The sequence below is a fragment of the Kocuria sp. ChxB genome (genome assembly GCF_044359605.1).
Taxonomy (GTDB): domain Bacteria; phylum Actinomycetota; class Actinomycetes; order Actinomycetales; family Micrococcaceae; genus Kocuria; species Kocuria rhizophila.
The window spans coordinates 772,709-791,359 of the sequence record NZ_CP121123.1; the positions used below are offsets into that span (position 1 = coordinate 772,709).

Consider the following 18,651-nt stretch of genomic DNA (forward strand, 5'->3'; position numbering starts at 1 on the left):
CTCAGTCGAGCACCTCGGCAATCTCGTGGGTGGTGATCCGGCGCCCCGTGTAGAACGGGGTCTCCTCGCGCACGTGCAGGCGTGCCTCGGTGTTGCGGAAGTGGCGCATGATGTCCACCAGGTCCACGAGCTCCGGGGCCTCCAGTGCCAGCAGCCACTCGAAGTCGTTGAGCCCGAAGCACGCGATGGTGTTGGCGAGCACCTGCGGGTACTCGCGGGCCTTCATGCCGTGGTTCTTGAGCATCTCCCCGCGGCGCTGCGGGTTCATGTAGTACCACTCGTAGGAGCGCACGAACGGGTAGACGCACACCCACTTCTGGGCCTCGGCACCACGTGCGAACGCGGGCGAGTGGTTGGACGTGAACTCCGCCTCGCGGTGCACGCCCATCGCGTTCCATGCCTGCCGGGTCCCGGCCAGCAGGGGCTGGCGCCGCAGCTCGCGGATCGCGGCCTGCAGCACCTCCGGCTCCTTGCCGGTGAGCCACACCATGAGGTCCGCCCCGTCGCGCATCCCGGAAACGTCGTACACGCCGCGTACGGTCACGTCCCGTTGCTCGAGGTCCGCCACGAGGGCGTCGAACGCCTCCCGGTTGGCCGGTGAATCGGCGTCCTGCGGCCGTTGCCCCGTGCGCTCCAGCACCGTGTAGCCGGCCCAGTACAGGGTCTCGCCGCCCTCTCCCGCGGCGCCCTGTGCGTCTGTTGCTCCGTGCTCAGTCATCGTGCACTTCCTCTCGCCGTCTTCTCTTCTCGTTCGCTGCACCCGCGCGGCTCCCGGTCACCGGCCACGGCGTCCACGACGCCGCCCGTGCCGCTCCCGTGGGCGACGTCACGTGGCGACGTCGTACCCGTGGCGGGCGAGCAGGTTCCTGACCTGTTGCCGCGTGTCCGTGACCACCGCTGCGAGCCCCGTCCCCGACAGCCACGCGCCGACCGCCACCGCGTCCGGGACGTCCTTCAGCGCGCGGCGGAAGCCCGCGGCCCGGGCGCTGTGCCCCGCGTCGGTGCGGGGCAGTGCCGCGTGCCAGCGGACCACGTCCGCGCCCACCAGCTGGGCGGGCTCGATGGGCACGCCCAGCAGCGTGCTCGCGTCCCCGAGGGCCAGCGAGATCAAATGCCGGTCCTCGAGGGCGACCTCCGGCGAGGCGCCGGTGCCCTTGGGGGTCGTGCGCCCGTAGGAGAGCCGCACCACGTGGCGGTGCTCCCCCGCCTCCCGAGCCACCCACGCCCACTTGGCACTCGAGTGGGTGAGGGCCTTGGCACGGACCTCGCGGACGTCGTCGCTCACGAGCACGCCCGTGCCGCGCGGCGCGTCGTCCAGGGCGGGGCAGTCCAGCACGAGGGTCGCGAGCGCGATCCGCGGACCGGAGCGCGGTGTGAAGTTCTGTGCGTCCGTGATGTGCGAGCCCATGAGCCGCACGGACGTGGGGCCGTCCGCGGCCAGCACGAGCAGCTCGCCGCGGGCCACCGCGGTCTTGTCCCCGTCCGTGGGCTGTCGCTGGATGACCATCCACCCCGGTCGGCGGGGATCACGGTCCAGGGCGATCACGTCGTAGCGGGCCACCAGCTTGACGCCCAGCCGCTCGGCGTCGTCCACGAGCCGCTCGCTCAGCAGATTCATCCCGCCGTCGATCCCGGCGACGTTCGCCCCCGCTGGGCTCGCCTCCCGCAGTGCGCCCGCGGCGGCACCCAGGCTGCCGAGCTCGCGCATGCGTGCGCGCAGGCCCGGGGCCACGGCGTCCACGTCCAGCTGGTCGGGGTGGGTGGAGTAGACGCCGGAGACGAACGGTGCCACCAGCCGATCCACCACGCGCTGGCCCATGCGGGCCCGCACGAGGGCACCCACGGTGCGTTCACCCGCACCCATGCGGGAGGGAAGCACCTTGTCCATCCGCGCGCGTGACACGCCGGAGCGCCCGAGCGCCGCGCGCAGCTCCGGCGCGGTGGGATCGGCCGGGATTCCGAGCACCCCGGAACGCGGTGCCGGCACCGCACCCTCGGGCAGGTGCAGCCAGGAACCCGCGGGATTTGGGGTGACCATCCGCTCCGAGAGACCGAGCTCCGACATCAGCTCGGGCACGGCCGTGGAGCGGGTCGCGAAGGACTCCGCGCCGGAGTCCAGCACGAGCCCCGCGACCTCGTGGGCGCCCACGGCGCCTCCGAAGTGGTCCGAGGCCTCCACGAGCGTGACGCGCAGCCCGGCGGCGGCCAGGTCCCGCGCCGCCGTGAGGCCAGCCACTCCCCCGCCCACCACCAGCGCGGTGCGAGGACGCCGGGAAGAGGACGGCCGTGTGTCTCGGGGGGAGGGTGTCACCGGGTCTCCTCGTGGATGAAAGTCACCAGGTCGCTCAGCACGTCCGGGTCCGTGTCCGGCGGGACACCGTGGCCCAGGTTGACCACGTGGCCAGGAGCGCTCTCGCCCCGGCGCAGGACGTCACGGGCGTGCTCGTGCAGCACGTCCCGTGGCGCGCAGAGCAGAGCGGGATCGATGTTGCCCTGCACCACGGTACGCCCGCCGAGGCGGTGCGAGGCCACGTCGAGAGGAATGCGGTAGTCGACGCCCACGGCGTCCGCGCCGGCGTCCCGCATGGCGGCGAGCAGCTCCCCCGTGCCCGTGCCGAAGTGGATGCGGGGCACCCCGAGGTCCGCCACCGCCCCGAGCGCCTCCGCGGAGTGGCGCTGCACGTGGGCCTCGTAGTCCCCGAGCGAGAGCGAGCCCGCCCAGGAGTCGAAGAGCTGCACGGCGGACGCCCCCGCCTCGACCTGCGCCCGGAGGAAGGCGCCGGAGGTGCGGGCGGCCCACTGGGCGAGCGCGTCCCAGGACGCCGGGTCCGCGTGCATCATGGTGCGCGGACGCAGGTGGTCGCGGGAGGGACCGCCCTCCACCGCGTAGGCGGCAATGGTGAACGGTGCCCCGGCGAAGCCGATGAGCGGCGTGTCCCCCAGCTCCGCGACCGTGCGCTGCACGGCCTCACGGATGGGGTCCAGGGCGGCGTCGGGAAGCTCTGGCAGAGCGGCGACGTCCGCGGCCGAGCGCACGGGGTGCTCCAGCACCGGTCCGCGCCCTGCCACGATGTCCACTCCGACTCCCGCGAGCTTCATGGGCACCACGATGTCGGAGAAGAAGATGGCGGCGTCCACACCGTGGCGGCGCACCGGCTGCAGCGTGATCTCCGCGGCGAGCGCCGGGGTCAGGCACGCCTCCAGCATCCCGGTGCCCTCCCGGGCCGCCCGGTACTCGGGCAGGGATCGGCCGGCCTGGCGCATGAACCACACGGGGCGGTGCTCGGCGGGCAGCCCGCGCAGGGTGCGCACGAGCGGCGACTCGGCGGTGCCGACGCGCAGCGGGTGGGCTTCGGGCAGAGCGCCGAGGCGGCGCTGCCACGCGGCGGCCTCGGCCTGGGGATCCAGGTCCGGTCGGGCCGCCTCGTGGGCCGTGGCGGCGGACCCTGCCGGACGGGGCTCGGAGGACTCGGGGATGCGCGCGTTCTGGGAAGCCATGATGGTCCCATCATGCCAAAGGACTCCGACGCGTTTTGGTGACGATCCGTCCGCACGGGTGGGACCTGAACCGTGCCGCGCGCTGGTGGCTATGCTGGGCGGAGCAGAACGACTTCGTCTAGGATGGCGGGATTGTGGTTCTTTTCTGTCTTGTCGCATCGCACCGCACCGTTGACCTCAACACTGTGGCCAGGTTGAGCACCGGGGCCCTCGGCGTGGCCGAGGACGCCGTGTCCCGCGGTGCGCTGGCGGGAGCCATCACCCTCTCCACGTGCAACAGGCTCGAGCTCTACGGTGAGCTGTCCGAGCACGACCCGCGCAACGTGGCCCGCGCCCAGCAGGAGCTTGCGGAGAGGATCGCGGAGCGTGCCGGCCTGGACGAGCGGTTCGTGCTCGAGACCATGGACGCGTACCAGGGGCCCGAGGTCCCCCGTCACCTGTTCACCGTGGTCTCCGGGCTGGAGTCCGCCGTGGTGGGCGAGCGCGAGATCACGGGCCAGGTCCGCCGGGCCCTCACCCAGGCCCGCCAGTCGGGCACCGCCTCGGGTCACCTCGTGCAGCTGTTCGAGGCCGCGGCCCGCACCGCCCGCGAGGTGGGCGCCCGCACGGGGCTCGGCGAACGCGGACGCTCCATCGTGTCGGTGGCGCTGGACCTCGCCGACGACATCACCCCGGGCGACTGGCCCGGACGCCACGCCCTCGTGTTCGGCACCGGGGCGTACGCGGGTGCCACCATGGCCGCCCTGCGGGACCGCGGGTGCGCGGACATCGAGGTCTACTCCGGCTCCGGACGTGCCGAGCAGTTCACGGACCAGCGCGGAGGCTCCCCCGTGACGGACGCGGGCCTTCCTGCGGCCCTGCGCCGGGCGGACGTGATCATCGGGTGCTCCGGCGGCTCCGCTCCCATGCCCGCGGCCGCCTTCCCGGACGGGCCTCGCACCGTGGTGGACCTCGCGCTGGCCCGAGACTTCGACCCCGCCGTGGCGGACCTGCCGGGCGTGGAGCTGATCACCCTGGAGTCCGTGCGCGTGGCCGCGCCCGAGGAAACCAGTGAGTCCGTGAGCGCCGCGCGCGAGATCGTGGAGCGCGCCGCCCGCGGGTTCGAGACGTCCCAGAACGCGCGCAGCATGGACCAGGCGATCGTGGCCCTGCGCAAGCACACCATGGCGGTGCTGGACTCCGAGCTGGACAAGGTCCGCGCCCACCACGGCTGCACCGGCGCCGAGGAGCAGATCGAAATGGCCATGCGCCGGATGGTCCGTTCGCTGCTGCACACCCCCACGGTCCGGGCCCGCCAGCTCGCGGCGGAGGGCCGCGCGGACGAGTACATCACCGGCCTGGAGGCTCTCTACGGCCTGGAGGTCGCCGTTCCGGAGGCCTCCGACGCCGCGCAGGAGCCTCCCGCCGAACAGTCCCCCTCGGACGCCCCGCGCCCGCGCGCGGTCGGCTGAGACCATGTCCGACCGCTCGTCCTCGGAGGAGGGCCACATGACAGCTTCCGACGCCGCCGGCGCTCCCGCGCGCCCCGCTCACGTCCGCGCCCGGCGCATGAGTCGGGACCAGCGCCGCGAGCAGCTGCTGGACACGGCACTGCGGGTGTTCTCCGACGGCGGCTACCACGCCACGTCCATGGACGAGATCGCGGCCGCGGCCGGTGTGTCCAAACCCGTGCTGTACCAGCACTTCCCGGGGAAGCGGGAGCTGTTCCTCGCCCTTGTCGAGCACACGCTCGCGGATCTCTCGCAGCGCATCGGCGACTCCCTGGCCACCGCGGACTCCAACCGCGCGCAGGTGCGCAACGTGATCGACACGCACTTCGAGTTCGTGCACTCGTGCCCCCAGGCCCACCGCCTGGTGTTCAGCGCGGACCTGATGTCCTTCCCCGAGGTCGCCGCGCAGCTGGACGAGTTCTACCAGGAGGTCGCCCAGACCGTGGCGGCGTTCCTCGGTCCGCGGACCGGCGCGCCCCCGGCCCAGGCCATGCTGCTGTCCCGGGGTCTGGTGCACCTGGTGGAGACCTCCGCGGTCTTCTGGACCCGGCACCCCGAGGCCGGCACGCGCGAGGAGGTCCAGGACCGGCTGTTCCGTTTAGCCTGGGGCGGAATCAAGTCCCTCAACGAGGAGCACGCGGAGGCGGCTCCTAGACTGAGCGGCGACGACCAGGACTGACCCGCCGGACGCGGACACCCCGCGCGACCGGTCCGCCGCACAGCGTTCGACCCGCGAGCACCGCGGGGAGACCACCCCCGCAGGAGGTACCCATGGAAATCAAGATCGGCATCCAGAACGTGGCCCGTGAGCTCGTGGTCCACGCCGAGATGACCGCCGACGAGGTGCAGGCCAAGGTGGCCGAGGCACTGAGCTCCGGCGCTCCCCTCGTGCTGCAGGACTCCAAGGGCGGCACGGCCGTGGTTCCGGCCGCGAGCATCGGCTACGTGGAGACCGGGCAGGAGACCAAGCGCAAGGTCGGCTTCACTCCCCTGCCGCTGGGCTGAGCCCCTCTGGGCGGGACCGCCACCGGCACTCCCGCCCACCCGCGCCGACGTCCCCGGAGCACACGCCCGGGGGCGTCGGTGCGTTTGCGGGTACACTGGGGGTGTTTCAGCAGGATGACCGGTCGTCCCAGGACACCGTCACGTTCAGTCTTCACCCGCTCCGGCACCGCGCCCGGATGGTCGTGCACCGTTCCGATGAGCGCCCGGGTGGGTACGTTCCACGATCGGCTTCCTCACACCCGCGCGGTGGCCCCCGGCCCGCGTCGAGAGCGCCCCACCGCGGCGATCCCGGCACGGGCGCCGGTGACGGTGCCCCGCGCCGACACCCGTGAAGGACCGTTTTGACAGACATCACCGCAACACCCGAGCAGGACGCCCCGGAGCTCGACGAATCTGGCGCGCAGGCCATCGAGACCGCCGAGCCGGTGGAGGAGTCCTCGTTCGCGGACTTCGGGGTCCGCCAGGACATCGTGGACGCCCTCGCCGCCCACGGCATCACCTCCCCGTTCCCCATCCAGGCCATGACCCTGCCCATCGCCCTGTCCGGGCAGGACATCATCGGCCAGGCCAAGACCGGCACCGGCAAGACCCTGGGCTTCGGCATCCCCGCGCTGCAGCGCGCGGTGGGCCGGGACGACGAGGGCTGGGCGCAGCTCAAGAAGCCGGGCGCCCCGCAGGCCCTGATCGTGGTCCCCACCCGCGAGCTCGCGGTGCAGGTGGGCAGCGACCTCTCGATCGCCGCCAGGACTCGCAACGCACGCGTGGCCACCATCTACGGCGGACGCCCGTACGAGTCCCAGATCGCCGAGCTCGAGAAGGGCGTGGAGGTCGTGGTGGGCACCCCCGGGCGCCTGATCGACCTCAACCGCCAGCACTTCCTGGACCTGAGCCACGTGCGCATGGTCGTGCTGGACGAGGCGGACGAGATGCTGGACCTGGGCTTCCTCCCGGACGTGGAGAAGCTGCTCTCCACGGTTCCGGCCGTGCGCCAGACCATGCTGTTCTCCGCCACCATGCCCGGCCCCGTGGTCGCGATGGCCCGGCGCTACATGACCCGGCCCATGCACATCCGCGCGGCCGCTCCGGACGAGGGCACCACCAAGAAGGACATCCGCCAGGTCATCTACCGCGCCCACCACCTGGACAAGGACGAGGTGGTCGCGCGCATCCTGCAGGCCGAGGGCCGCGGACGCAGCATCATCTTCACGCGCACCAAGCGCGCCGCCGCCAAGCTCGCGGACGAGCTAATCCACCGCGGCTTCGCGGCCGCTCCCCTGCACGGCGACCTCGGCCAGGGCGCGCGCGAGCAGGCGCTGCGCGCGTTCCGCAACTCCAAGGTGGACGTGCTCGTGGCCACGGACGTCGCGGCCCGCGGCATCGACGTGGAGGACGTCACCCACGTGATCAACTTCCAGTGCCCCGAGGACGAGAAGACCTACCTGCACCGCACCGGGCGCACCGGCCGCGCGGGCAACAAGGGCACCGCCATCACGTTCGTGGACTGGGACGACGTCCCGCGCTGGCGCCTGATCGACAAGGCCCTGGAGCTCGGCATCCCCGAGCCCGTGGAGACCTACTCCTCCTCCGACCACCTGTACTCGGACCTCAACATCCCGCGCACCGCCAAGGGCAAGCTGCCCAGGGCCCAGCGCACGCTCGAGGGCCTGGACGCCGAGGAGATGGAGGACCTCGGGGACGCCCGTCCCCGCCGCGACGACAAGCGATCCTCGGGCGGGTCCCGCAACAACTCCGGCGGACGACGCCGCTCGGGGGCCTCGGGCTCCGACGGCCGCCGTTCCGGTGGTTCCGGCTCCCGCGAGCGCTCGGGGCAGTCCTCCGAGAGCCGGGAGAACGGCCGCGAGAAGACCGCGCACGCCCCGCGTGAGAAGTCCGTGGAGACCTCGGGTGAGGGCGGCGCCAAGCGGCGCAGGCGGCGTCGTCGTCCCTCGGGGCAGAACAAGGGCGGCAGCGGGCAGAACGGCCAGCAGTCCCCCGCCGCGGGAGAGTAGGGGCGGTGGGCGCGCGGGAGCCCTTCGTGTTCGACCCGGAGGGCACCAGCGCCATCGTGCACGGTGAGAACCTCACCGTCCTGGAGTCCCTGCCGGACGAGGCGTTCTCCCTGGTGTACCTGGACCCGCCGTTCAACACGGGCAGGGACCAGGTGCGCCGCACCACCCGCTCGGTTCCCGTGGCCCACGGCGAGGGGGACCGGGTGGGGTTCGCGGGCCGTTCCTACGAGACGATCATGGGCTCGCTGCGCCGCTACGAGGACTCGTTCGCGGACTACCTGGGGTTCCTGGAGCCCCGGCTGGCGCACGCCCGGCGCGTGCTGGCCCGCCACGGCACCCTGTACGTGCACCTGGACTACCGCGAGGTGCACTACGTCAAGGTGCTGCTGGACGCCATGTTCGGCCGCGAGTGCTTCCTCAACGAGATCGTCTGGGCCTACGACTTCGGCGGGCGCACCACCCGGCGCTGGCCCGCCAAGCACGACACCATCCTCGTTTACGTGAAGGATCCCACCGCGTACCACTTCAACTCGCAGGACGTGGACCGCGAGCCCTACATGGCCCCGGGGCTCGTGGGTCCGGAGAAGGCCGCGCGCGGCAAGCTGCCCACGGACGTGTGGTGGCACACGATCGTCTCGCCCACCGGGCGGGAGAAGACCGGCTACCCCACCCAGAAGCCCGCGGGCGTGCTGCGGCGGATCGTCACGGCGTCCTCGCGGCCCGGGGACTGGGTGCTGGACTTCTTCGCGGGATCGGGCACCACGGGAGCGGTCAGCGCCGAGCTGGGCCGCCGGTTCGTGTGCGTGGACAGCAATCCCGAGGCCGTGGAGGTCATGCGGCTGCGTCTGCCGGACGTGCCCGTGCGCACCGTCTGAGCACCCGGCTCAGGGCCAGCGCACCTCCACGCCGGAGGTGGCCTGCTCGCAGATCCGGGTCAGTGACCGCGCGGACGTGGAGTTCTCCCCCAGCCGGTTGGGCTTGCCCTCCCCGTGGTAGTCGCTGGAGCCGGTCACGATCAGGTCGTGCTCGGCGGCCATGGTCATGAGGATCGCGCGGGACTCGTCCGGGTTGTCCCGGTGGGCCACTTCCAGCCCGCCCAGCCCGGCGTCGATCATGGCCCCGAAGTCCGCGGCACTGGCCACACGGCCCCGCAGCGGTGCCATGGGGTGCGCGCAGACCGGAACCCCGCCTGCCGCGCGCACCAGCTTGATGGCCTCCACGGGGTCCAGGGCGTCGTGGCGCACGTAGTACTTGGAACGCCCGGACAGCAGGTCCGAGAACGCGTCCGAGCGCGTGGGAACCACGCCCAGCGCCACGAGCGCGTCCGCGATGTGCGGGCGGCCCACCGTGGCGCCGGGGCCCACCTGGGCGGTGACGTCCTGCCACGTGATGTCGTAGTCCTCCCCCAGCAGCTCCACCATGCGCCGGGCCCGGGTGAGCCGGTTGCGGCGGCACTCCTCGATCCGGTCCACGAGCGGCTGGTGCGTGGGATCGTGCAGGTAGCTCAGCATGTGCACGGAGATGCCGTCCGGGGTGGTGCAGGTGATCTCCATGCCCGGCACGAACGCCACCCCCAGCCCCACCGCGGTGTCCCCGGCCTCCTGCCACCCGGCCGTGGTGTCGTGGTCGGTGAGCGCGAAGACGCTGAGCCCGGCCGCGTGGGCCGAGCGGGCGACGTCGGCGGGGGTCTCCGTGCCGTCCGAGGCGATCGAGTGGGTGTGCAGGTCGATTCTCACCGCCCCCACGATACCCGCGGGCGTCCGCGCGGTTGACCGGCGTGACACCATGGACAGGACAGATCCCGACCCCACCGAGCGCGAGCGATCGCGCCGCGAAGGAGATGACCGCGCCCATGAGCCAGGGCTCAGAACACACCGCCGTTTCCCACCACGCGAGCGAGGACGCCGCGCAGCCCATGGACGAGCGGGTGGACAACCGCTCCCAGCGCCCGGACAGCGACCAGTTCCGCGAGTTCATGGCCTCGGGCTGGGCCCAGCCGGAGCACACGACGACGCCGCGCGCCGAGGTCGCGGAGTTCGCCGCCGCGCGCCGTGCCCGGCTGTCGCGCCTGTTCCCGGGTGAGCGCCTGGTGATCCCGGCCGGTGCCCCCAAGGTGCGCTCCAACGACACCGACTACCGCTTCCGCCCGCACTCCGCGTTCGCCCACGTCACGGGCATGGGCGTGGACCACGAGCCCGAGGCCGTGCTGGTCATGGAGCCCACCGAGCCGGGCCAGGGGGACGACGGCAGCGACCACGTGGCCACGCTGTACTTCCACCCCATGGCGGGGCGGGACACGGACGAGTTCTACGCGGACGCCAAGAACGGCGAGTTCTGGGTGGGTTCCCGCCCCACGCTCCAGCAGCTGCGGGACGAGTTCGGACTGCCCACGCAGGACCTCTCCGCGCTGGAGACGGCCGTGACCAAGGATGCCGGCAACGCCGCCCTGGGCGGGCTGAGCATCCGCCTGGTGCGGGACGTGGACCTGAACATGGACGCCCTCGTGGACACCTCCCGGATCAACACGGGCGTGGACCTGGAGCAGTCGGACAGCAAGGACGCCACGCTCACCGAGGCGCTCAGCGAGCTGCGCCTGGTCAAGGACGAGTACGAGATCGGTCAGCTGCGCGTGGCGGTGGACGCCACCATCCGCGGCTTCGAGGACATCGTCTCCGTGCTGCCGCGGGCGATCGGCGGCGAGCGCGGTGAGCGCGTGGTCGAGGGTGCGTTCTTCTCCCGCGCCCGCCTGGAGGGCAACGACCTGGGCTACGACACGATCGCCGCGTCCGGCAACAACGCCACCGTGCTGCACTGGATCCGCAACAACGGCTCGGTGAAGCCGGGCGAGCTGATCCTCGTGGACGCGGGCGTGGAGGCGGACTCGCTCTACACCGCGGACCTCACCCGCACCCTGCCCGTGGACGGCACCTACACCGAGGTCCAGCGCCGGATCTACCAGGCCGTGCTCGACGCCGCGGACGCCGCCTTCGAGGTGGCCGTGCCGGGCAACCGTTTCCGGGACGTCCACGCGGCCGCCATGAAGGTCCTGGCCCAGCGCCTGGACGAGTGGGGGCTGCTGCCCGTGTCCGCGGAGGTGTCCCTGTCCGAGTCCGGTCAGCACCACCGCCGCTGGATGCCCCACGGCACGAGCCACCACCTGGGGCTGGACGTGCACGACTGCGCGCAGGCCAAGCGTGAGCTGTACCTGGACGCCGTGATCGAGCCGGGCATGGTGTTCACCATCGAGCCCGGGCTGTACTTCAAGGACGAGGACCTCGCGGTCCCGGAGGAGTACCGCGGGATCGGTGTGCGCATCGAGGACGACGTGCTGATCACCGAGCAGGGCAACGAGAACCTCTCCGCCGCCCTGCCGCGGCGCCCGGAGGACGTGGAGGCCTGGATCCAGGGCATCTGGAACCGGGACGAGAACGTGGGCCCCTCGGCCGGCCCGGCGTCCTGACCCGACCCCGCGCGTGAGAACGCCCCGCACTGCAGTGCGGGGCGTTTCTCGTGAGCGGCTGACGGCTACCGGCGGTCCTCCGGAGCGGCCGGGCCCGGGGCACCGTGCGTGTCCTGGCTCGCCGCGGAGTCCTGGCCCGCCGCGGAGGTCTGGCCCGTGGGCCCACCGGTCTGCGTCCACGGCGCGGAGCGCTCGTTCTGCTCCGGCTCCACGCGGATGCCGTACTGGGGACGTCCGTCCGGCAGGTCCGGGAACGCCGCCGAGCGGGTGCTCTCCTGCTGCGGGGCCGCCTGCGAGGGATCGGCTCCCTGGGCGCTGCTGCCGCCCTGGGCCGCGGGGTGGGGCCGACCGCCCGCCGGGCCCTGCTGCGGGCCGGTCTGCTGCGGGCCTCCCTGTGGGTGGGCGGCACCCGGGTTCTGGCCGTGGCCCGGACCCCACTGCTGGGCCTGCGGGGCCCCACCCTGGCCACGCGCACCCACGGGTGCACCGCCGTACTGGCCGGGCCCCTGCGGACGGGGGCCCGGGCCACCCTGCATGCCACCGAGCACCTGGCGGGCCTGACCGGCCACCTCCGGTGCCGCGAGCACCTCGTAGCTGCCCGCCACGATCCTGCTGGTGGACGTGAAGTCCCGCTTGCCGCGGGACATGGCGTAGGTGATGGTGGCCATCAGCATGAAGAACGCGCCACCCAGCAGCATGGTGGGCACGATGGAGGCGGCCATCTCCGGGCCGCCGAACATGGTCAGGATCAGGCCCAGGAACGCGCCGAAGAAGATGCCGTTGAGCGCACCCTGCAGGGCCACCCGGGGGTAGGACAGCCGCCCGGTCACCTGCTCCACGGACTTCAGGTCGCTGCCGATGATGGACACCATGGCCACGGGGAAGTGCTCGTCGGACATGTAGTCCACGGCCTTCTGGGCCTCGGCGTACGTGCGGTAGCGGCCCACCACTTCGCCGCGTGGCATCTCCGGTGCGATGGACAACTGGGACGGGGCGCGATTCGGGGTGCTCATGCGCCCCATTGTTCCCCACCCACCCGCAAGCTCCCAGGGAGGATCCTGAATCATCGCAGCGGGTGAACACGGTGGCTGCGGTGACCATCGCCGCGGGCGACGGGGCGTCCGGTCCGCACCGAGTGGGCCCATTGACCCCGGGTCACTAGGCTGGGCGGGTGAGCACAAACCTTTCCAAGATCTTCGTGGCCCGGCTGATCGGCCTGGACGTCTTCGACCCCCTGGGCGACCGCCTGGGGCGGCTGCGCGACGTCGTGGTGCTGCTGCGCCCCGGCAGCCGACCGTCGTTGAAGACCCGTCCCCTCGTGGTGGGGCTCGTGGTGGAGGTCCTCGGAAAGAAGCGCGTGTTCGTGCCCATGACCCGGGTGACGAGCATCGACGCGGACCAGATCATCTCCACGGGGCTCGTGAACCTGCGCCGCTTCGAGCAGCGCGGCGCGGAGACCCTCGCGGTGGGTGAGCTGTTCGACCGCACGGTGGTGCTGCTGGACGGCTCCGGCACGGCGACCATCGAGGACGTGGCCATGGAGAAGTCCAACAACCGGGGGGACTGGGTGATCTCGCAGCTGTTCGTGCGCCGCTCCCAGTCCACCGGCGGACTGATCCGGCGCCGCAACCAGACGCTCATCGTGGACTGGGAGGACACCGACGACCCCTCCAGTGCGGGCCACCAACCGGCCACGCAGTGGATCGCGCGGCACGAGGAGGACCAGGCGGCAGACCTCGCGGACGAGCTGCGGGACATGCCGGACAAGCGCAAGCTGGAGATCGCCGCCGAGCTCCAGGACGAACGGCTCGCGGACGTGCTCGAGGAGCTGCCCGAGGACGACCAGGTGTTCATCCTCACGCACCTGGACAACGAGCGCGCGGTGGCGCTGCTCGAGGAGATGGACCCGGACGACGCCACGGACCTGCTCAACGAGCTGCCCGAGGCGGAGGCCGAGCGGCTGATCACCATGATGGAGCCCGAGGACGCGGAGGACGTCCGGCGGCTGCGCGAGTACGAGGAGGGCACCGCGGGCTCTCTCATGACCCCCGTCCCCATCGTGCTCTCCCCCGAGGCGACCGTGGCGGAGGCGCTGGCCCACATCCGGCAGGAGGAGATCATCCCCGCCGCAGCCTCCGCCGTGCTGGTGTGCCGCCCTCCGCTGGAGACCCCCACGGGCAAGTACCTGGGCTTCGTGCACACGCAGCGGCTGCTGCGGTATCCCCCGCCCGAGGCCATCGGCAACCTGATCGACCGCTCCATCGAGCCGGTCTCGGACCAGGCATCCCTGGCGGACGTCGCACGCGAGCTGGCCACGTACGACCTCACCATCCTGCCCGTGGTCAACGACCAGGACCGGCTCGTGGGCGCCGTGACCATCGACGACGTCCTGGACGCCCTGCTGCCCGAGGACTGGCGCACGTACGACGACGGCACCCCGGTGCGGAAGGTGGGCAAGCGTTATGAGTAGCCCCCGGCAGAACCCCTCCTCGCAGTACTCCCCCGGTCCACTGGACCAGCCGCGGGAGAAGCGACAGGGGTACCTCACCAGGTTCCGCCCCAACCCGGACGCCTTCGGGCAGTCCACCGAGGCGATCGCCCGGTGGATGGGCACACCGCAGTTCCTGCTGTGGATGACCGTGTTCGTGGCGCTGTGGCTCGGCTGGAACACCCTGGCCCCGGAGGAGATCCAGTTCGATCCACGGGCCCTGAACTTCACCCTGCTGACGCTGATGCTGTCCCTGCAGGCCTCCTACGCCGCGCCCCTGCTGCTGCTCGCGCAGAACCGGCAGGACGACCGTGACCGCGTGGTCGCCGAGGAGGACCGCAAGCGCGGCCAGCAGAACCTCGCGGACACGGAGTACCTCACCCGGGAGATCGCGTCCCTGCGCATCGCCCTGCGCGAGGTAGCCACGCGCGACTACGTCCGCTCCGAGCTGCGCAGCCTGCTCGAGGAGATCCTCGAGGCCCAGGACCGCCGCGACGAGACCTCCGAACCCGGCCCCGAGACCAGACGCTCCGACGGTGGCAGGCGGTCGGAGAGTGGCAGGCGGACCGAGGGCGGAAAGGACCAGCGACGGTGAGCGAGAACCGAATGGACCGCACCATCGACCCGCGGCTGCGCGGCGCGCTGGACAGCGTGATCGACCCCGAGCTGCGCCGCCCCGTCACGGAGCTCGGCATGATCCCCGAGGCCTCCCTGGAGGGCGGCACCGCCCGGGTGTCCGTGCTGCTCACGATCTCCGGCTGCCCGTTGCGCGGAACCATCGAGGCGGATCTGCGCACGGCGCTGGGAGCGCTCCCGGAGGTCTCGGACGTGGTGGTGGACCTGGGGGTCATGACGCCCGCGCAGCGCCAGGAGCTGCAGGAGCGGCTGGGCCACCACCGCAGCAACCCCTTCGCGGATCCGAACTCGCTGACACGCGTGCACGCGATCACGAGCGGCAAGGGAGGGGTGGGCAAGTCCAGCGTGACCGTGAACCTCGCGGCGGCGCTGGCCGCCATGGGCCGCACCGTGGGCATCGTGGACGCGGACGTGCACGGCTTCTCGGTCCCCGGGCTGCTGGGCATCACGCAGTCCCCCACCCGCGTGGGAGACATGATCCTGCCTCCCGTGGTGGAGGTTCCGGAGGGTGTGGACCACGCCTCCGGCGACGGTGCGGCCGGGGTCGGTCACCGCTCCCGCGGGGTGGTCAAGGTGATCTCGATCGGCATGTTCGTGGATCCCGCCCAGCCCGTGGCGTGGCGTGGCCCCATGCTGCACCGCGCGGTGGAGCAGTTCCTCACGGACGTCCACTTCGGGGACCTCGACCACCTTCTCCTGGACCTGCCGCCGGGCACCGGGGACATCGCCATCTCGGTGGGCCAGCTGCTGCCCCGCTCCGGCGTGGTGGTGGTCTCCACCCCGCAGCACGCCGCGGTCAGCGTGGCCCAGCGCTCCGGAACCCTGGCAGAGCAGACGGAGCAGAGGGTCACGGGCGTGGTGGAGAACATGTCCGCCATGGTCATGCCGGACGGCTCCACCCTGGAGGTCTTCGGCGCGGGCGGCGGGGAGACCATCGCGGCCTCCCTCACCGAACGGCTGGGCTACGACGTCCCGCTGCTCGGCAGCGTGCCCCTGGACGTCACGGTGCGCGAGGCCTCGGACCGCGGTGTGCCCGCGGTGTGGGCCCACCCGGAGTCCCCCGCGGCCGCGCAGCTGTGGCGGATCGCCCGGGAGCTGGACCGGCAGGGCCGCGGTCTCGCCGGGAAGTCCCTAGGCATCACGCCCCGGGGCTGAGGCGCGCGGCGGGGCGGGAGCCGGCCGAGCGGCGTCGTCGGGCGGGGCAGGGACGCGGGGTCGGCTGCTGCGCTCCGTGGACGGCGCGTGCTCGCGCCCGTGACGGCGACGCCGCTCAGGTGGCCTCGGTGTCGAAGGGCGCCCGTTCCCCGCGGGCCAGGCGACGCACGGTGGGCGCCGCCACGGAGGTCACCGCGGTCGAGGTGGTCGAGCCGCCGGCCCGCTCCTGGTCGTCCTCCATGAGGGCCTCGCGCACGATCACGCGGGGGTCGTACTGCCGGGGATCCAGCTTGCGCCAGTCCATGTCGGAGAACTCCGGACCGAGGGTCTCCTTCAGGTCCTCCGTGGCGCCCGTGGCGTAGCCCCGGATGGTCTTGACCAGTTCCTTGAACTTCTGTGCGTACTCGGGAACCCGCTCGGGGCCGATGATCACCAGAGCCACGATGAGAATGATGATGGCTTCCCCGCCAGTAATCCCGAACACGGGTCGAGCCTACCAACGTCGGAGGGCACCCGGGCGGGGTGTCACCCGAACATCACCCGAAGCCCGTCCTGCACGGTGGCCCCGAAGCTGTCGTCGGTCTCGGAGGGCAGGCTGACCCGGCCGCGGTCCTCGGCCAAGATCGCGCTCACGGTCTGGGCCATCGTGGCGGGAGGGGTGTCGGAGGTGACGGTGTACACGGCGTCCGGGCGCACCATGACCGCGCGCCAGGGCTCTCCGCGCTCCACCCACAGCCGTGAGCCGGAGACCGCGGACTCGTGCATCCCCTCGGCGCTCACGGGAAGCTGGGAGACGCCGTCCACGGGATTGTCGGGGTTGACCTGGCCGCGCTGCTCCACGATCTCCACGGTGCCGTGGTCGTTGCGCAGCGTGACCGTCACGGTGGGCTGGCCCGCCGAGACCGCCTGACGGACGTCCACCACCCGGTAGCCCTCCGCCGCCAGGACGGGCACAGTCCAGCCCTGGGCGTGCAGGGCGTGGATGTCGGCCCGCGAGGCCGTGTCCATCATCGCCCGTGGCCCCGGGTTCCACGTGGCCTCCGCCTGCGCACCGGCCCGGTGCTCGTACTGCGTCTGCCGCCCCACACTCCACGCGGTGGTCGTCAGCGCGGCCACGCACAGGCACGCCGTGAACGCCGAGACGAGCCCGATGGTGCGTCGGCCCGGTCGCCGCGTCCGCCGCGCGCGGTGCTCAGACACCCGTGTGGACACCCTGAGTCCTCTCCTCGTCGGTCCGGTTCCGCGGGCGCACCAGGGGGTGCGGTGCCGCTGTCGGCTCCATTCTGGGACAGGAGCCTGACAGCGCTCTGGGCGGCCACAGGGCGTTTCCCCCGGCCCCCTCACGGACCGCGATAGGCTGGGCCCGGAAACGACCGGCACCGCGCCGGACCCGTCAGAACGACGTCCCGGGGACCACCGGTCCCCGGAGCGCACGGCAGCGAAGGACACCCCGCGTCCATGACCACGGACAAGACCACGAGCTGGGCCTACTGCGAGGCCTACGCCACGGAGGACGAGACGGCTCTGCGTGCCCGCGAGCGCTCCCTGGCCCTGCGGCTGGACCCCGTGACGCCCGCGGCCGCCGCGCTGCTCACGGTGCTGGTCTCCGCGGCCCGCCCGGCCACCGTGGTGGAGGTGGGCACCGGTGCAGGCGTCTCGGGCCTGGCCCTGCTGCGCGGGATGCCCTCGGACTCCGTGCTGACCACGATCGACACCGACATCCGCGCACTGCGGGCGGCGCGGGACACCTTCCGCGAGGCGGGCTTCGAGACCAAGCGCACCCGCACCATCTCCGGCGCGGCAGGTCTCGTGCTGCCCCGGCTCACGGAGAACGCCTACGACATGGTGTTCGTGGACGCGGACATCGAGAACACGGCGGACTACGTGATCGAGGGCGCCCGGCTGCTGCGCCGCGGGGGCATGCTCGTGGTCAACGACGCCCTGCACCAGGACCTCGTCCCCCAGCCCGCGCAGCGCCAGGAGGAGACCGTGATCATGCGGGAGGTCGTGCGCACCCTGCGGGACGAGCCGCGACTGTCCACCGCGCTGCTCCCCACCGGCACGGGGATGCTGCTGGCCGTGCGGCGATGACGCGCTCGGTCGTCACTGACGTGCTGCTCGTCGCCGTGGGTGGTGCCGCTGGCAGTCTTCTGCGCTGGGGTCTGGGGCACGTGCTGCCCTCCGGTTCCGTGTGGCACTGGTCCACGCTGACCGTCAACGTGGTCGGTGCCCTCCTGCTGGGCCTGCTGCTCGAGGCCCTCACCCGCCCGGGGGTCGAGTCCCGCCGTACGCACACGGCACGGTTGCTGCTGGGCACCGGGCTGCTGGGGGGCTTCACCACCTACTCCACCTTCGCCCAGGAGCTGTGGGAGCAGGTGCGCTCTGGGGACACCACCCAGGCCCTCGCCTACGCGGCCGTTACCCTGGTGGCGGGTCTGCTCGCGGCCGCGGCCGGTATGGCGCTCGGAACGCGCCTGGGCCACCGCGCGTCGTCGCACGCACGCGGCGTGGTGGAAGGCGCGCAATAGTGATCGCGGCTCTCGCGGTGGCGGTGGGCGGCGGGCTGGGCGCCGCCCTGAGGTTCTTGGTGGACCGGTTCGTGACCTCGCACCAGCGGAGCTCGCTCCCCCTGGGAACGGTCCTCGTCAACGTGGTGGGTTCTTTCGGCCTGGGAGTGGTGAGCGGGCTGGGGATCCTCCTGGGCCCGGAGTGGACCCTCGCCCTGGGGACCGGCCTGTTCGGCGGCTTCACCACGTTCTCCACGGCCATGGTGGACGCGGTGCGCCTCGCCCGCGAGCACCGCGGCGGAGCCGCCGCGGCGGTGGTGCTGGGCACGCTGCTCTGGAGCCTGCTGGCGGTTGCCGCGGGCATGACGCTCGCAGCGAACTGGGCCTCCTAGCACTCGGGTCA

General features: G+C 72.4%; 19 protein-coding genes. 12 read left to right on the plus strand and 7 right to left on the minus strand.

What is annotated here, in order from left to right:
* Window position 1: 1 nt before the first annotated feature.
* The 3 genes from hemQ to hemE all read right to left on the minus strand — a co-directional run bounded on the left by hemQ (window position 2) and on the right by hemE (window position 3,498).
* The gene (gene hemQ, locus P8S73_RS03295) at window positions 2-718 is read right to left on the minus strand and encodes a hydrogen peroxide-dependent heme synthase (RefSeq protein ID WP_019309454.1); all 717 of its coding nucleotides are present in this window, start codon (window positions 716-718) and stop codon (window positions 2-4) included.
* 108 nt (window positions 719-826) lie between these two features.
* On the minus strand, window positions 827-2,311 hold the full coding sequence (gene hemG, locus P8S73_RS03300; RefSeq protein WP_047978032.1) for a protoporphyrinogen oxidase: 1,485 nt from the start codon (window positions 2,309-2,311) through the stop codon (window positions 827-829).
* Window positions 2,308-3,498, minus strand: coding sequence for a uroporphyrinogen decarboxylase (hemE, locus tag P8S73_RS03305; RefSeq protein WP_019309456.1), 1,191 nt, complete (start codon window positions 3,496-3,498; stop codon window positions 2,308-2,310). The genes hemG and hemE overlap by 4 nt, the downstream gene beginning before the upstream one ends.
* Before the next feature lie 134 nt (window positions 3,499-3,632).
* Here hemE and P8S73_RS03310 point away from each other — a divergent pair, with 134 nt between their 5' ends.
* From P8S73_RS03310 to P8S73_RS03330, 5 genes are all read left to right on the plus strand, one after another.
* Window positions 3,633-4,949 carry a glutamyl-tRNA reductase gene (locus P8S73_RS03310; RefSeq protein WP_102613170.1) on the plus strand — a complete coding sequence of 439 codons (1,317 nt, stop codon included), beginning with the start codon at window positions 3,633-3,635 and terminating at the stop codon, window positions 4,947-4,949.
* Window positions 4,950-4,986: 37 nt separating this feature from the next.
* Window positions 4,987-5,667, plus strand: a complete 681-nt coding sequence (locus tag P8S73_RS03315; RefSeq protein ID WP_029603142.1) for a TetR/AcrR family transcriptional regulator — start codon at window positions 4,987-4,989, stop codon at window positions 5,665-5,667.
* A gap of 92 nt (window positions 5,668-5,759) precedes the next feature.
* Window positions 5,760-5,993, plus strand: coding sequence for a DUF3107 domain-containing protein (locus tag P8S73_RS03320; RefSeq protein ID WP_019309459.1), 234 nt, complete (start codon window positions 5,760-5,762; stop codon window positions 5,991-5,993).
* Window positions 5,994-6,334: 341 nt separating this feature from the next.
* Complete coding sequence (locus P8S73_RS03325) at window positions 6,335-8,002, plus strand: DEAD/DEAH box helicase (protein ID WP_039101747.1); 1,668 nt, start codon at window positions 6,335-6,337, stop codon at window positions 8,000-8,002.
* Between the two features lie 5 nt (window positions 8,003-8,007).
* Window positions 8,008-8,877, plus strand: coding sequence for a site-specific DNA-methyltransferase (locus P8S73_RS03330; protein WP_047978038.1), 870 nt, complete (start codon window positions 8,008-8,010; stop codon window positions 8,875-8,877).
* A 9-nt stretch (window positions 8,878-8,886) separates the two neighbouring features.
* Here the strand turns inward: P8S73_RS03330 and P8S73_RS03335 are convergent, their stop codons facing one another.
* Window positions 8,887-9,738 (minus strand): PHP domain-containing protein, encoded by an 852-nt coding sequence (locus P8S73_RS03335; protein ID WP_102613257.1) that lies wholly within the window; start codon window positions 9,736-9,738, stop codon window positions 8,887-8,889.
* Window positions 9,739-9,854: 116 nt separating this feature from the next.
* On the opposite strand from P8S73_RS03335, the gene P8S73_RS03340 reads away from it, so the two are divergent.
* The gene (locus P8S73_RS03340; RefSeq protein WP_396350507.1) at window positions 9,855-11,462 is read left to right on the plus strand and encodes an aminopeptidase P family protein; all 1,608 of its coding nucleotides are present in this window, start codon (window positions 9,855-9,857) and stop codon (window positions 11,460-11,462) included.
* A 65-nt stretch (window positions 11,463-11,527) separates the two neighbouring features.
* Here the strand turns inward: P8S73_RS03340 and P8S73_RS03345 are convergent, their stop codons facing one another.
* Window positions 11,528-12,475: a general stress protein gene (locus tag P8S73_RS03345; RefSeq protein WP_223246047.1), complete on the minus strand. Its 948-nt coding sequence runs from the start codon at window positions 12,473-12,475 to the stop codon at window positions 11,528-11,530.
* A gap of 158 nt (window positions 12,476-12,633) precedes the next feature.
* Here P8S73_RS03345 and P8S73_RS03350 point away from each other — a divergent pair, with 158 nt between their 5' ends.
* The 3 genes from P8S73_RS03350 to P8S73_RS03360 are packed head-to-tail and all read left to right on the plus strand — an operon-like array spanning window position 12,634 to window position 15,741.
* Window positions 12,634-13,932 (plus strand): magnesium transporter MgtE N-terminal domain-containing protein, encoded by a 1,299-nt coding sequence (locus P8S73_RS03350; RefSeq protein WP_396350508.1) that lies wholly within the window; start codon window positions 12,634-12,636, stop codon window positions 13,930-13,932.
* On the plus strand, window positions 13,925-14,545 hold the full coding sequence (locus tag P8S73_RS03355) for a DUF1003 domain-containing protein (protein WP_102613173.1): 621 nt from the start codon (window positions 13,925-13,927) through the stop codon (window positions 14,543-14,545). Before P8S73_RS03350 ends, P8S73_RS03355 begins: the two co-directional genes overlap by 8 nt.
* Window positions 14,542-15,741 (plus strand): P-loop NTPase, encoded by a 1,200-nt coding sequence (locus P8S73_RS03360; RefSeq protein ID WP_372747625.1) that lies wholly within the window; start codon window positions 14,542-14,544, stop codon window positions 15,739-15,741. Before P8S73_RS03355 ends, P8S73_RS03360 begins: the two co-directional genes overlap by 4 nt.
* 115 nt (window positions 15,742-15,856) lie before the next feature.
* Here the strand turns inward: P8S73_RS03360 and P8S73_RS03365 are convergent, their stop codons facing one another.
* On the minus strand, window positions 15,857-16,225 hold the full coding sequence (locus P8S73_RS03365; protein WP_070636745.1) for a twin-arginine translocase TatA/TatE family subunit: 369 nt from the start codon (window positions 16,223-16,225) through the stop codon (window positions 15,857-15,859).
* 41 nt (window positions 16,226-16,266) lie between these two features.
* Entirely contained in the window at window positions 16,267-16,941 is a 675-nt protein-coding gene (locus P8S73_RS03370; protein ID WP_223246048.1) for a hypothetical protein, read from the minus strand.
* 258 nt (window positions 16,942-17,199) lie between these two features.
* On the opposite strand from P8S73_RS03370, the gene P8S73_RS03375 reads away from it, so the two are divergent.
* From P8S73_RS03375 to crcB, 3 genes are read left to right on the plus strand one after another with little or no spacing between them, the layout of a single operon-like run.
* Window positions 17,200-17,832, plus strand: coding sequence for an O-methyltransferase (locus tag P8S73_RS03375; RefSeq protein WP_019309470.1), 633 nt, complete (start codon window positions 17,200-17,202; stop codon window positions 17,830-17,832).
* Window positions 17,829-18,269 carry a CrcB family protein gene (locus P8S73_RS03380; RefSeq protein ID WP_102613175.1) on the plus strand — a complete coding sequence of 147 codons (441 nt, stop codon included), beginning with the start codon at window positions 17,829-17,831 and terminating at the stop codon, window positions 18,267-18,269. The genes P8S73_RS03375 and P8S73_RS03380 overlap by 4 nt, the downstream gene beginning before the upstream one ends.
* On the plus strand, window positions 18,269-18,640 hold the full coding sequence (gene crcB / locus P8S73_RS03385; RefSeq protein WP_102613176.1) for a fluoride efflux transporter CrcB: 372 nt from the start codon (window positions 18,269-18,271) through the stop codon (window positions 18,638-18,640). Before P8S73_RS03380 ends, crcB begins: the two co-directional genes overlap by 1 nt.
* Window positions 18,641-18,651: the final 11 nt, after the last annotated feature.

Excerpts from the sequence above, each read along its gene's own strand:
- hemQ (WP_019309454.1), bottom strand. The coding sequence starts at position 718 with ATGACTGAGCACGGAGCAACAGACGCACAGGGCGCCGCGGGAGAGGGC.
- hemE (WP_019309456.1), bottom strand. The coding sequence starts at position 3,498 with ATGGCTTCCCAGAACGCGCGCATCCCCGAGTCCTCCGAGCCCCGTCCG.
- P8S73_RS03315 (WP_029603142.1), top strand. The coding sequence starts at position 4,987 with ATGACAGCTTCCGACGCCGCCGGCGCTCCCGCGCGCCCCGCTCACGTC.
- P8S73_RS03320 (WP_019309459.1), top strand. The coding sequence starts at position 5,760 with ATGGAAATCAAGATCGGCATCCAGAACGTGGCCCGTGAGCTCGTGGTC.
- P8S73_RS03340 (WP_396350507.1), top strand. The coding sequence starts at position 9,855 with ATGAGCCAGGGCTCAGAACACACCGCCGTTTCCCACCACGCGAGCGAG.
- P8S73_RS03345 (WP_223246047.1), bottom strand. The coding sequence starts at position 12,475 with ATGAGCACCCCGAATCGCGCCCCGTCCCAGTTGTCCATCGCACCGGAG.
- P8S73_RS03355 (WP_102613173.1), top strand. The coding sequence starts at position 13,925 with ATGAGTAGCCCCCGGCAGAACCCCTCCTCGCAGTACTCCCCCGGTCCA.
- P8S73_RS03375 (WP_019309470.1), top strand. The coding sequence starts at position 17,200 with ATGACCACGGACAAGACCACGAGCTGGGCCTACTGCGAGGCCTACGCC.
- P8S73_RS03380 (WP_102613175.1), top strand. The coding sequence starts at position 17,829 with ATGACGCGCTCGGTCGTCACTGACGTGCTGCTCGTCGCCGTGGGTGGT.